Raw genomic sequence first — 13,521 nt, 5'->3', positions numbered from 1 at the left:
CTGTAGTATAACACAATCTGCCGGACAAAGTACAGCATTCCCGTGTGAAAATTGACTGTGCCCCCCTGTTTTGGGGCATACTTCAGCCGGAAAGGAGCGTGTTTCTCCATGCGCAAACTGTGCACCTGCCTGTTCTACGGGCTGTGCGTATTCACCATCGTGTTCAGCCTGTTCTGGATGGCCCTGCCCAAGCTCAGCCTTCCGGTGCCCGATCCCGGCAGCGAAGCACCGCCTTCCTCCGCAGCAGACCTTGCCGCACAGGCCATGCCGGAGCTTGCTGCCCAGAGCTACCGCCTGTGCGACAAAGGCGGGCGTGTGGCCGTTTACCGCTGCGGCACCAATGGCCAGCCGGATGTGCTTGTTACCGTCACCGGCATCTACACCAATCTTCTGCCGGAGAACGATGCCGTGCGCATCAAGCGCGGTGTGACCGTGTACAGCGAACGGGAACTGGACCTGCTGCTGGAAGATCTGGGCGATTGAGTGCAGAATGCTCAATTTTTATCTACTTTTACTGATTATTTTTATTGACATCCCGATGTAAAAATTATATAATGATAATAGAAGTAAAGTTTTTTAACCGCCTGCAGCGATCATAAAAGGAAGTGCTTCCTCATGTCAGAACAGATCACCCTCCATTACCAGTGCCGTCTTTGCGGCAAGCAGCTGGACCGCGGTATCCACCTCGGCCCGCCCAGCCCCGGCACCTGCAGCAAAGCCGCCAAGGTAGACGGCTTTCACGGGCCGCACCGCTGGGTCATTGTCTCCTTGCCCAAAAGTGCTTGATTTTTAACGCAAAAAACCTCCGGGAAAAGCGTCCCGGAGGTTTTTCTTAGTTTCAGGCTTCCATTTCTTCCAGCGGAACAAGGTAGGCCTTGCGGCACTCCTCGTATTCCAGCATGTAGTCCTTGGTGGGGTTGTGGTGCATGATGCTCTTGAGGGTGTGGGAGTCGTAGTCCTCGCCGGCATCCATGCCGATCAGGCGGGCAGCAACGTTGGAGCAGTGATCCGAGATGCGCTCTGCATTGTTCAGCACATCCAGGAACACGACACCCGTATCAATGGAGCACACGCCGTCCTTCAGGCGCAGGATGTGCTGGTCGCGCAGGCGCTCCGCCATCACATCGATCACTTCCTCCAGCGGTTCCACCTGAGCCGCCAGACGCATATCGCTGTTTTCAAAGGCATCGTTGGTCAGGTTCAGGATGCGGTTCAGCGCATTCTCCAGCAGCTGCAGCTCCTTGGTGGCGTTTTCACTGAAGGACGCTTCCTTTTCCTGCAGTTCTTCTGCCTTTTCCATAATGTTCACCGCATAGTCGCCGATGCGCTCGAACTCGGTAACAAAATTCAGCAGTTCGGTCACAGTGTGGCTCTCATCGTCGCCCAGCTCCTGATCGGTCATCTTGATCAGATAGTTGGAGATTGCCACCTCCATGCGGTCGATCAGGTTTTCACGCACCCGGATGGCGCTGACGGTATCCTCGTCCATCTTCAGCAGCAGCGGTGCAGCCAGATTCACATTGCGGGCAGCACGGCGGGACATCTTGATCACAGCGCTCTTAGCCTGCTGCAGGGCCACAGCCGGGCTTTTGAACAGACGTTCATCCAGCACCGGCATGCTCAGCTCCTGTGCTTCCTCGGCGCTGTCCGGCACAGTGAGTAGTGCCAGCTTGGACAGCACACCGCTGCAGGGCAGGAACAGCAGCATGGCGCACACGCTGGAAAGGGTGTGGATGTTTGCGATGGTGCTCTTGTTCATCACGTCGTTCCACATGGGGATGCCAACGGTAAACTGCACCGCATACACCAGCGCCAGCAGGATCACGCTGCCAATGATGTTGAAGTACAGATGGATCAGTGCAGCGCGCTTGCCGTCCTTGGAGGAGCCGCCAATGGTGAGCAGCGGCGTAAAGGCCGTGCCGATGTGTGCGCCCAGAATAATGGGGATGGCAGAGCTGAAGGTGACCAGACCCGTGCTGGACAGTGCCTGCAGGATACCCACCGATGCCGAGGAGGACTGGATGATCACCGTGACCACCACGCCCACCAGAATGCCCAGAACGGGATTCGTCATGGTAACGAACAGATTCTGGAACACGGCGCTCTCACGCAGAGGAGCCACACCGGTGTCCATCAGGCTCATGCCGGTAAACAGGATGCCGAAGCCCAGCATGATCTGGCCGATGTTCTTCCTTTTAGCGCTGCGCAGGAACACATAAAAAATGCAGCCGATAAACGCCACCACGGGCGCAAAGGTCTTGGGCTGGATCAGTGTCAGCCAGAGACTGTCACCGGAGATATCCGCCATGCGGATCAACTGGCCGGTAACAGTGGTACCAATGTTTGCACCCATAATGACACCTACCGACTGCGTAAGGGTCATGATGCCGGAGTTTACCAGACCGACACAAATAACGACCGTGCCGGCCGAGGACTGGATGACACCCGTGATGAGGGTGCCAAAAATAACGCCCTTGAGCGTTGAGGAGGTCAGCTTTTGCAGCACGCCCTGCATTTTGCCGCCGGCCAGTTTTTCCAGACCAGCGCCCATAATGGACATGCCGTACAGAAACAGCGCAATTCCACCCAACAGAGAGGTAATGTGTGTGATATCCATAACGATACTCCTAAAAATGATCTTCCTTTTGATCCTTGTACATCTGCCCTGCCCGCACACCGGGCCTGCTTGGTCCGGCAGATGCTGCGGCCTGCCGCTCTGCTGCGCAGAACGGCGCACAATGACCGCGCTTGGATCTATTATATCATTTTTTATCCTGTCACAACAAGGTTTATTTTACAAGAAAATCACTTTTTCTACACATTTTTCCGTCTCTTAATGAATTCGTGCTCTTTCCTTTTCAATTATTTTACATCAATTTTACATTTGCACCGAAGTCTCTGCCTGTTTGCGGGCGCTTACTCTGCCAGTTCTTCCATTGCTTCCCGCACCGTATCGGCCGAAAACAGGAACACCCCGCTGCCGGTGTATACTTCCACATGGCTTCCGACATAACGCAGTTCAAAATCTTTCATCCGTGTTCCCTCCTGTATCTCGTTTTTTGCAGCTTTTCAGAACGTTTTTGTTCCATGGCTGTATTATCGCACACAACAGGTACCATAAATCGGATTTCCAACGTATTTTGCAGACAAAAAGCCGCCCGGCTTCAGATGCGGAACCGGGCGGCTGGCCACCTATTTATATCGTTCAATGCACAGCGGCATATTCCGGGATGCGCTGCTCATGGGCCTGCTGCTCTGTGCGGGCCTTCTCATAGCAGTAACGGATGATCGCCTGCCTGCGCACGATGCCAATGAAGATGCCGCGGTCATCCACAACCGGCACAAAGTTCTGGTTCATGGCCGCTTCGATCAGCTGATCCATGCTGGTGGTCACGGTGACAGCCTTGTAGTCGCGCTTGTGCGGGAAGGCCGAAATGGGGACATCCTCAGCCGCTTCCAGATCCAGACCATGGAACTTTTTCAGCCCCCAGAGAATGTCGCCCTCGGTCAGGGTGCCCACATATTTTCCCTGCCGGTTGAGCACCGGAATGGACGCGTAGCGGTTATTCTCCCACTTTTCCAGCGTCTGCCGAAGGGTGAAATCGTCGTAAACATACATCAGATCCTGCTTGGGTGAAAGGAAAAACAGAATATTCATGACAACAGCTCCTAAACATTGTTCCACGCGCCGTGCGCAAAAAATAACGCAGTTCATCCGCACAAGCGGGACCCTGCGCCGCAGTCCCTATCCTTGTTTCTATTTTAGCACTTTTTCATAGTCGGATAAAGAGTTATCACCCACCTTTTATATTTTTTTAACAGATTGTTTGCTTTCTTTCGTCATACTTTCGATTTTGATAAAAAGCAACCAGCGTCCGTTATGCTATCACCTTCCCGGTGCGAAGCCGCCCGAACCATGCCGCCAATGCAGAAACCTGCGCAAAAAGTTGATATACCAGCATTTTGCGCTGTACAAGCGCGCCCCAAAGTTGTATAATAATGTGGGTGTTTCTCGGCGCAGTATGTGTATCTGTCCGCCGCTGCGCCCCAGACCTTGAATGTGTTTTATGAAAATAACATAAAGGAGCAGAGCGACTATGATCACTTCCCGTTTCCCTCTGGGGGATGTCAGCTTTACGTCCGGGTATTTTGCTACTCTGGTAGGTGAAGCAGCCAAACAGTGTTACGGTGTTGCCGCAATGGCACCCCGTGATATGACCGATGCCGTCAGAAGCATGGTGCACGGTTCTGATTACCCGGAAAAGGGTGTCCGTGTCACGCAGGAGGATGGTCGTCTGGTGATCGAACTGCACATTGCAGTGAGCTATGGCCTGAACATTTCTACCGCCGCACGCAGCATCTCTCACCGCGTCAAGGACGAGGTGGAGCAGGCTACCGGCCTGAAGGTTGCCCGCGTTGTGGTTTCGGTAGACGATGTGATCGCCTGATTTTTGTTGGTTCATCCGAATGCGCCGGGCTTTTCCGGCAAGTACAAGGAGTAAAAAAGAATGATTTCTGGTAAGATTTTGCGTGACGCCATTATCTCTGGCGCCAACAACATCAACAATCAGCGCTCCCGCGTGGACGAGCTGAACGTTTTCCCTGTTCCTGATGGCGACACTGGCACCAACATGGGCATGACCGTGGGTGCTTCTGTGCGCGAGCTGGAAGCATTGGACGACAGCTGCACCGTGGGTGAGGCTTCCAAGACCGCTGCTTCCGCCATGCTGCGCGGCGCACGCGGCAACTCCGGTGTTATCACCAGCCTGCTGTTCCGCGGCTTCTCCAAGGCGCTGGAAGGCAAGAAAGAAGCCACCGCTGCCGACATTGTCGAGGCCCTGAAGAAGGGTGTCGAGGGCGCTTATAAGGCCGTTATGAAGCCCACCGAGGGCACCATCCTCACGGTTGCACGCATTGCCTCTGAGGAAGCTGCTGCCTGCGGTGCCGAGGATGTGCCCGCTCTGTGGGATGTGGTGATGACCGCCGGCCAGAAGGCTCTGGAGGACACCCCCAACCTGCTGCCTGTTCTGAAGAAGGCCGGCGTTGTGGATGCCGGCGGTCAGGGCATCATGGTCATCTTTGAGGGCATGGGCAAGGTGTTCCATGGCGAAGGCATCGTGGCAGGCGGCGAGGCTGCTCCCAACAAGGCAAAGCTCTCCACCGAGAACGCCGGCAAGGGCGTGTTCACCGACGACCTGATGAAGGTGGAGGACATCAAGAACGGCTACTGCACCCAGTTCCTGATCAACAAGTATGAGGGGGCAAGCGCCGCAAAGATGCGTGCCTTTGCAGAATCCAACGGCGACAGCGTGGTGTGCATCGAGGATGACGATGTGATCAACCTGCATGTGCACACCGCTGACCCCGGTAAGATCCTGAGCGAAGCCATCAAGTATGGTTACCTGACCAACTTCAAGATCGAGAACATGCACGAGCAGTTCCTGGCCCGCCAGAAGCAGGGCAAGAGCCTGGAAAAGCAGGCTTCTGCTGAGAAGGCCCCTTCTCAGTCCAGCGAGTTCGTCTACGCTGCTGTGGACCCCAGCCGTGACTATGGCTTTGTTGCCGTTGCCGCCGGTGAAGGCCTGAAGGCCGTGTTCACCGATCTGGCTGCAGACGCAGTGGTCTCCGGTGGTCAGACCATGAACCCAGCCACCGAGGATATCCTCGCCGCCATCCAGAGCGTGCCCGCAAAGACCGTGTTCGTGCTGCCCAACAACAAGAACATCATCATGGCTGCTGAGCAGGCCCAGAAGCTGGCCGACCGTCAGGTGGTCGTTCTGCCCACCCGCACCGTGCCCATGGGCATTACCGCCATGCTGAACTTTGATCCCTCTGTGAACGCCGAGACCAACACCATCAACATGATGGCTGCTGCCGACAAGGTGTCCACCGGTCTGATCACCTATGCTGCCCGCGACAGTGAGTACGACGGCAAGCGCATCAAGAAGGGCGAGATCATGGCTCTGGAGAACGGCAAGATCGTTTCCACCTCCAACGATATCACCAAAGCTACCTACCGTCTGGCACGCGGCATGTGCAAGAAGGATTCCAGCTTCGTCACCATCATCTCCGGCTGCGACGTGAGCGATGAGGATGCCGAGAAGGTCACCGAGATCGTAAAGGCAAAGTGCCCGAACCACGTTGAGGTCAGCCACATCCGCGGCGGCCAGCCCGTTTACTATTATATGATCAGCGTGGAGTAAACACTCCCCCGTTCTGCTGAATTTTTAAGCACCTGCGATTTTTGCCGCGGGTGCTTTTTTAAAGCAAAAGTGCCTGCACAGCTAAAGCCGTGCAGGCACTTTTGCTTTCAGAATCCTCAGAAGAAGCTTACCTGACTGCTCTCCGGCAGGTCGCCCAGAGCGCCCACCTGACGCAGACGGTCCAGAATGCTGCTGCCGACACCGGAAGCCTGCTGCAACTCTTCCACCGAGATATATTCTTCGCCGTGGATGGTCACCTTTTCCAGTGCATCGGCGGCAGCACCGCCAAGACCCTTCAGCGAAGAGAAAGGCAGACGTACCTTGCCGTCCTCCACCACATACTTGGAGCCGCGGCTCTTGCCCAGCTCAATGGGTAAAAACTCGTAGCCGCGCACCAGCATCTCGTTGACGAGCTGCAGGCTGACCAGCACATCTTCGTCCTTGGCGTTCTTCTCTTCCTTCAGGCGGCGCTTGACTTCTTCCATGTGGGCGCGGGCCACTGCCGCACCGCCCACAGCGGCTTCGTAGTCGATGTCGTCGCCGCGTACGGTAAAGTATACCGCATAGAACTCCGGCGGACGGTAGATCTTGAACCACATCAGACGAATGGCCGACATCAGGTAGGCCACGGCATGGGCCTTGGGGAACATATACTTGATCTTGCGGCAGCTCTCGATGTACCAGTCCGGCACCTCGTGCTCCCGCATGGCTTCCTCCCAGCCATCCTTGAAACCGCCCTTGGCCACCTTGCCCTTACGCACGGCCTCCATGATATCAAAGGCCATCTTGGGTTCCAGACCCTTGCGCAACAGGTACAGCATGATGCTGTCACGGCAGCCAATGACCTCCGCAATGGTGCAGGTGCCGCTGCGGATCAGCTCGTCCGCGTTGCCGGTCCACACGTCCGTTCCGTGGGACAGGCCCGAGATCTGGATCAGCTCGGAGAAGTTCTTGGGCCGTGCCTCCACCAGCATACCGCGCACGAAGTTGGTGCCCATTTCCGGGATGCCGAAGGTGCCGGTCTGGCTGTCGATCTGTTCCGGGGTCACGCCCAGCGCTTCCGGGCTGGTCAGCAGGCTGTACACCTTGGGGTCGTTCATGGGGATACTGTCGATGGGGATACCGGTGTACTCCTCAAAATACTTGTAGAAGGTGGGCATATCGTGGCCCAGTTCGTCCAGCTTGAGCAGGGTATCGTGCAGGTACTTGAACTCGAAGTGGGTGGTCAGCAGGCCGCCTGCCACATCATCCGCCGGATGCTGGATGGGGCAGAAATCGTAGATCTCGTAGGTGTCCGGCACAACGACCATGCCGCCGGGGTGCTGACCCGTGGTGCGCTTGACGCCGGTGCAGCCCAGAGTCAGGCGGTTCTCCTCCGCATGGTTCACCGTGCGGCCGCGCTCATCCAGATATTTTTTGACATAGCCGTAGGCGGTCTTGTCCTGAATACCGGACACGGTGCCCGCCTTGAACACGTTGGCTTTGCCGAACAGCTCCTCGGTATAGCGGTGCACATTGGACTGATATTCGCCGGAAAAGTTCAGGTCGATATCCGGCTCTTTATCGCCGTAGAAGCCGAGGAAGGTCTCGAAGGGAATATCGTGGCCGTCCACCAGCATCCGGGTGCCGCAGTTGGGGCAGTTTTTATCCGGCAGGTCAAAGCCGTCGTCCACGCTGCCGTCGGTGATGAACTCGCTGTGCTTGCACTTGGGGCAGCGATAGTGGGGCGGCAGGCTGTTCACCTCCGAGATGCCGGAGAAGTGGGCCACGGCCGATGAGCCGACCGAACCACGGCTGCCCACCTGATAGCCGCCCGCGTTGGAATAGGCCACCAGTTTGACCGCAATGACGTACAGCACGGCGTAGCCATGGCCGCAGATGGAGTCCAGCTCCTTCTGCAGCCGCTTTTCCACAATTTCGGGCAGCGGGTCACCGTAATCGCGCTTGGCGTGTTCCCACGTAGCATCGCGCAGCTGCTGCTCTGCACCCTCGATGCTGGGCGGGTAGGTGCCGCGCGGGATGGCACGAACATTGTTGTCGATCATCGCCGCGATCCTGCGGGGGTTCTTCACCACTACCTCGTAGGCTTTTTCCTTGGGCAGATAGTAGAACTGCGCCAGCATATCCTGCGTGGTGCGGAAGAACAGCGGCGGCTGGTTGTCGGCATCTTTAAAGCCGTTGCCCGCCTGCAGCACGGCACGGTACGCCGCGTCCTCCGGCTCGGTAAAGTGCACGTCGCCGGTGGCAATGACCGGCTTGTGCAGATCCTCGCCCAGCTTGATGACCGTGCGGTTGAAGTTTTTGATGTCCTCTTCGCTGTCCACCTTGCCGTCTCGCACCATGTAGGCGTTGTTGCCCAGCGGCTGGATCTCAAGAATATCGTAGTAGGACGCGATCTTTTTCAGTTCTTCATAGCTGGTGCCATCCACGATGGCCCGGTACAGCTCGCCGGCTTCGCAGGCGGAAGTGAGCAGCAGGCCGTCCCGGTATTTGTTCAAAAGGCTCCGGGGCACCCGGGGCTTTTTGAAAAAGTAGTTCACATGGGCTTCGCTGACGATCTTGTACAGATTTTTCAGGCCCATCTGGTTCTTGACCAGAATGATGAGGTGGTAATACTTCTTTTTCAGCACCTCGCGGTTGCCGCCAAGGCCGGTGTTGATCTCACTGACCTTTGCTACCTGCTTTTCTTTCAGGTCGTTCAGCATGACCCCGAAGATGCGGCCCAGCGCGGCAGAATCCTCACAGGCACGGTGGGCTTCGTAGGCAGGCAGCTCCAGATGCTTGTTGATGGTGCCCTGCTTGTAGTTGTGCAGGCCGGGGTACATGGCCTGCGCCATGGTCAGGGTGTCGATATAGGTCGGCTCCAGCTTGATGCCGCTGCGCTTGGCGGCGGCGCGCAGGAAACGCATATCAAAGGCATGGACGTTGTGGCCCACAAGGATGCGGTCTCCCGCAAATTTGAGGAAGGCTTCCAGTGCTTCCTTTTCGCCGGGAGCATCCGCCACCATTTCGTTGGTGATGCCGGTCAGCTCGGTGATCTTGGGGGTGATGGGCTTGCCGGGCTTGACAAAGGTATCAAATTCCTCCACCACTTCGCCGTTTTTCACGATGACGGCACCGATCTCGGTCATATACTCCACGCCGGGGTCAAGGCCTGTGGTCTCGGTATCAAACACGCAGAACTCCCCGTCCAGCGGCTGATCCTTCACACCGTATACACAGGGGATCATGTCGTCCACAAAGTAGGCTTCGCAGCCGTAGATCAGCTTGAAGTCCGGGTCTGATTTATGGATATCGTCCGCTGCCAGCATGGCTTCCGGGTAACCCTGACACACACCGTGGTCAGTGATGGCAACGGCCGGATGTCCCATGCGGTGGGCCAGCTTGACGATGCCGCCGGGATCACAGAAGCCGTCCATGCTGGAAAGCTTGGTGTGCAGATGCAGCTCCACACGCTTGACCGGTGCGGTATCCTCCCGCTTTTTGCGCTCCACGATGAGCACATCGTAGGGGTAGACGATATAATCGTGTTCGTACTTGTCGTAGGAGCAGTCGCCGCGCACGATGAGGGTGGTGCCTTTGCCAAGGCTCTCCCACTTGGAGCAGTCCTCACCTTCCTGCGCGCGGATCTTCAGGTTGATGGAGCCCTGATAATCGGTGATGGATACGGTATAAATTTTGCGGAAGTTGCCCTTGACCTCCGAGAAGAACACATCGCCCCAGATCGTGCACTTGCCGCCCTCGCCGCCAAGGTCTTTCAGCGGGGTGAGGTTCTTGGGAGTGAACATCTTGCCGTGGAAAATGGTGACGGGCTTATCGGTCAGGTCCAGACCATCCACCTTGATGGACGGTGCTGTGTTCTTTTTCTCAAACTTGACCACCGGTGGCGCGATCTTGCGCTCCAGCTTTTCTTCCATCTGGTGCTGCTCGGCTTCGCTTACAGCGCTTTGCAGCGTTACCTGCGGCGTTACCCCGGTGTGGGCCGCAATGCGCTCTGCCAGCAGCTTTTCAAAGTGCATCTCCTGCAAAAACTTGGTGCCATGGCATACGCCGATGGTGATCTTCTGTCCGATGATGTTGATCTTGCACCGGTCCAGAAAGCCGTTGATGGGCACGCCGTCCCGCTTCATCTCTTCCATCAGATCGCGCAGGGCCGTTTCGTCCAGCATGGCATAGCCAAACAGGTTCTGGATGCGCAGCTCAAAGCCCTCATAATCCGGCTGCAGGGATGCCAGCAGCCGGGCACAGAGATTTTTGTCCAGTGGCGCACCGCTGCGCAGGGTAAAGACGACCTGCCGCTCCTGCCGCAGCATCTGCGCATGCTCCACAATGACCTGCCCGAAGCAGGCCGCAAATGCCGGGTCCACCATGAACTGCGGCCACAGGTTGGATACGAGTGGTGTCACAAATGGTACTCCTTTTTATACAGCACAAACTGCCGCACCCGTTTTTGCAGGTGTGGCAGCAAAAATGTGATTTTATTTCTTTGCAAGTTCCTCTGTTCTGAAAATCTGGTAGCCCTCATAATGATAGCTTGCATCAATACCCTTCATATACACCTGACGGTCATTGATTTGTTCCGTCAGTGCTTTATGCAGCAGTACCTTGATTTCCAGATCTTTCACCGGACTGCGTTCCATGGCCATCAGATAGTCGCTTTTATCCACGCGGCTCCAATCCACCACCTGATGCAGTTCTTTTTTCAGGATGCAGTCCAGCCAGATACGGGTACTGCGGCCATTGCCTTCCCGGAAAGGGTGCGCCACGTTCATTTCCACATATTTTTCAATAATTTCATCAAACGTGGACTGCGGCATCCGGTCAATGCTTTCCAGTGCCGGGCGCAGATACATGACCGGTGCAAAGCGGAAATTTCCCTTTGCGATGTTTACGGTGCGCATCTGACCGGCAAATTCATAGATATCTTCAAACAGATATTTATGGATCATTGCAAGGCCTGCAAATGTTCCTACCGGAAAAGTATCCAGCAAACCCGTATCATACAGAGCCAGCGCCTTTTGTTTGCTGATTCTTTCCTCTTCACGGGCAAGCTCCAGTTCATCGGTCAGGCCCAGTTTATTTTGCAGTGCCATATCATTCTCCCACTTTACAGTTTATAGATCTCATCCATGAACTGATCCAGGATGTTGTCTCCGGTCAGCTTTTTGATGGGCTTGCCGTGGATGAACAGCACCGCCTCGCCCTTGCCGCCGGCAATTCCGATGTCTGCTTCGCGGGCTTCACCGGGGCCGTTGACCACGCAGCCCATCACGGCCACCTTGATGGATTTTTTGCAGCCCTGCAGCCGCTTTTCCACCTCGTTGGCGATCTCGGTGCAGGGATACTGGGTGCGGCCGCAGGTGGGGCAGGTGATGACCTCCGGGCCTGCTACCGGGAAGCCCACGGCGCGCAGGATGTTGTAGCCCGCTTCCACTTCCTTTTCCGGATCTGCGGCCAGCGAGACGCGGATGGTATCGCCAATGCCTTCCAGCAGCATTCCGCCGATGCCCATGCCGCTTTTCAGCAGACCCATCTGGTAGGTACCCGCCTCGGTAACACCCACATGGAGCGGGTAATCCGTGACAGCGCTGAGCTGGCGGTAGGCCTCCATCATGCGGGGCACATTGGAGTTCTTGATGGAAATGACGATGTTGTTGAAATCGAATTTTTCCAGCAGGCGCACATGGTACAGTGCACTCTCCACCATGGCCTCCGGCGTGGGTGCGCCGTATTTTGCAAGGATGTGCTTTTCCAGACTGCCGCCATTCACGCCGATGCGGATGGGAATGTTCTTGCGCTGACAGGCATCCACCACAGCCTTCACCCGGTCATCGTCGCCGATGTTGCCGGGGTTGATGCGGATCTTGTCCACACCCACATCTGCGCAGGCCAGAGCCGCCTTGTAGTCAAAATGGATGTCTGCCACAATGGGGATGTTCACCGCATTCTTGACGGCTTCGATGCACTTTGCATCCGCCGGGCTGGGGCAGGTCACGCGCAGGATCTGACAGCCAGCAGCTTCGCACCGCTTTGCCTGCGCCACATTGCCCTCAATATCCTCCACCGGCACGTTGAGCATCGTCTGCACCGCAACAGGATTCTTGCCGCCGATGGTCACATTGCCGATTTTCACTTCCCGTTTTAACTGCCGCATAAAGTTCCCCTTTCTGTTTTTGCTCACATTGCACCGGTCACAAGCCGGATGATATCATTATAGGTTGCAAAGAGCATCAGGCCAAACAGCAGTGCAAAAGCCGCAATGGTCAGTGTACCCTGCAGCTTTTCCGGCACTGCATGGCCGGTAACGCCCTCAATGATCAAAAATACCACCTTGCCGCCATCCAGTGCCGGGAAGGGCAGCAGATTGAACACGCCCAGATTGATGGTGATGAGGGCCAGCAGCTCCAGCAGATCCTGCCAGCCGTAGCTTGCCGCCTGACCGATCGCTGTCACGATACCCACCGGGCCGGACAGATTGTTGATGCTCTCACGTCCGCGCACAAGGTCTGCCAGCGAGATAAACGCGATGCGTCCGTAGTACAGGGTACTGTTCCATGCTTCTTTTAACACATTGAGCGGTGTTTTTTTGATGCCGTACACCGTAAAGCCAAGGGTCATATGGGTCTGGCCGTCCTCGTCCTGCCAGGTGTCGAACTGCACGTCCGGCAGTTCCACCTTCTGGCCGTCCCGCTTCACGGTGAACCGGGCGCGATAGGCTTCGGTGCGCACCAGCTCATAAAGGATGTCGTTGGCCACAAAGCAGCGCCTGCCGTTCACGGCAACGATCTCGTCCCCCGCCTGCAGGCCGGTCTGGCCGCAGAGGGCATCGTTCTCAATGGAATAGATGGTCTTGCTGGTGATGGCTCCTTCCTGTGCTGCCACAAGAATGACCAGCACCACAAAGCCCAGCACGAAATTCATGAAGGCACCTGCCACCATCACAAGCACACGCTGCCATACCGGTGCCTCGTTCAAAGGGATGCCGGTGCGCTGCTCCGGCGGGACAGGGTTTTCGTCCTCTGCTTCCCGTTCGTCGCGGGCCTCCTCGGCCTGCTGGCTCTCGGGGCTTTCCTCGCCCTCCAGCGCCACATAGCCGCCTACCGGCAATGCACGCAGGCTGTACTGGGTGCCCTTGTAAATTTTCTTCCACAAAGCCGGCCCCATGCCGATGGAAAACTCGTTGACCTGAATGCCGCAGAGCTTTGCCACGGTAAAGTGCCCGAATTCATGAATGGCGATCACAGCGCTGAACACGATCAGTGCGGCAATCAGGGTGATAAAAATTGACATTGCGTCTCCTAAAGCTGAAAAGTCGGAA

10 protein-coding genes are annotated in these 13,521 nt (G+C 56.4%); 4 read left to right on the top strand and 6 right to left on the bottom strand.

The features are described 5' to 3' along the window. Nucleotides 1-108 precede the first annotated feature (108 nt). Both WMO17_RS05215 and WMO17_RS05210 read left to right on the top strand, forming a co-directional pair. Nucleotides 109-483 carry a hypothetical protein gene (locus WMO17_RS05215; protein ID WP_120080248.1) on the top strand — a complete coding sequence of 125 codons (375 nt, stop codon included), beginning with the start codon at nt 109-111 and terminating at the stop codon, nt 481-483. Nucleotides 484-615: 132 nt separating this feature from the next. Continuing rightward, nucleotides 616-786, top strand: coding sequence for a hypothetical protein (locus WMO17_RS05210; RefSeq protein ID WP_154255643.1), 171 nt, complete (start codon nt 616-618; stop codon nt 784-786). A 52-nt stretch (nt 787-838) separates the two neighbouring features. On the opposite strand, the gene WMO17_RS05205 is transcribed toward WMO17_RS05210, so the two are convergent. Continuing rightward, a complete protein-coding gene (locus WMO17_RS05205; RefSeq protein WP_097775367.1) occupies nt 839-2,617 on the bottom strand; it encodes a Na/Pi cotransporter family protein in 1,779 nt (592 codons plus the stop codon). Between the two features lie 588 nt (nt 2,618-3,205). After that, nucleotides 3,206-3,658, bottom strand: a complete 453-nt coding sequence (locus WMO17_RS05200) for a CBS domain-containing protein (RefSeq protein WP_097775366.1) — start codon at nt 3,656-3,658, stop codon at nt 3,206-3,208. A gap of 439 nt (nt 3,659-4,097) precedes the next feature. Between WMO17_RS05200 and WMO17_RS05195 the strand changes: the two genes are divergently transcribed. Then, a complete protein-coding gene (locus WMO17_RS05195; protein ID WP_005945874.1) occupies nt 4,098-4,448 on the top strand; it encodes an Asp23/Gls24 family envelope stress response protein in 351 nt (116 codons plus the stop codon). Between the two features lie 60 nt (nt 4,449-4,508). Continuing rightward, nucleotides 4,509-6,203: a DAK2 domain-containing protein gene (locus WMO17_RS05190; protein WP_097781699.1), complete on the top strand. Its 1,695-nt coding sequence runs from the start codon at nt 4,509-4,511 to the stop codon at nt 6,201-6,203. 116 nt (nt 6,204-6,319) lie between these two features. On the opposite strand, the gene WMO17_RS05185 is transcribed toward WMO17_RS05190, so the two are convergent. The 4 genes from WMO17_RS05185 to WMO17_RS05170 form a co-directional block, all read right to left on the bottom strand. Further along, on the bottom strand, nt 6,320-10,573 hold the full coding sequence (locus WMO17_RS05185; RefSeq protein ID WP_435387695.1) for a PolC-type DNA polymerase III: 4,254 nt from the start codon (nt 10,571-10,573) through the stop codon (nt 6,320-6,322). Between the two features lie 108 nt (nt 10,574-10,681). Further along, a complete protein-coding gene (gene fic / locus WMO17_RS05180; RefSeq protein ID WP_348583219.1) occupies nt 10,682-11,296 on the bottom strand; it encodes a protein adenylyltransferase Fic in 615 nt (204 codons plus the stop codon). A 14-nt stretch (nt 11,297-11,310) separates the two neighbouring features. After that, nucleotides 11,311-12,384: a flavodoxin-dependent (E)-4-hydroxy-3-methylbut-2-enyl-diphosphate synthase gene (ispG, locus tag WMO17_RS05175; RefSeq protein ID WP_349137594.1), complete on the bottom strand. Its 1,074-nt coding sequence runs from the start codon at nt 12,382-12,384 to the stop codon at nt 11,311-11,313. Beyond that, nucleotides 12,381-13,493, bottom strand: coding sequence for a M50 family metallopeptidase (locus WMO17_RS05170; RefSeq protein WP_338428282.1), 1,113 nt, complete (start codon nt 13,491-13,493; stop codon nt 12,381-12,383). The genes ispG and WMO17_RS05170 overlap by 4 nt, the downstream gene beginning before the upstream one ends. Nucleotides 13,494-13,521 lie beyond the last annotated feature (28 nt).

This window comes from Faecalibacterium faecis, from assembly GCF_040096475.1.
Classification (GTDB): Bacteria; Bacillota; Clostridia; order Oscillospirales; family Ruminococcaceae; genus Faecalibacterium; species Faecalibacterium taiwanense.
The sequence above is the reverse complement of the archived record's forward strand: the minus strand, read 5'-3'. Positions and strand labels throughout refer to the sequence as shown.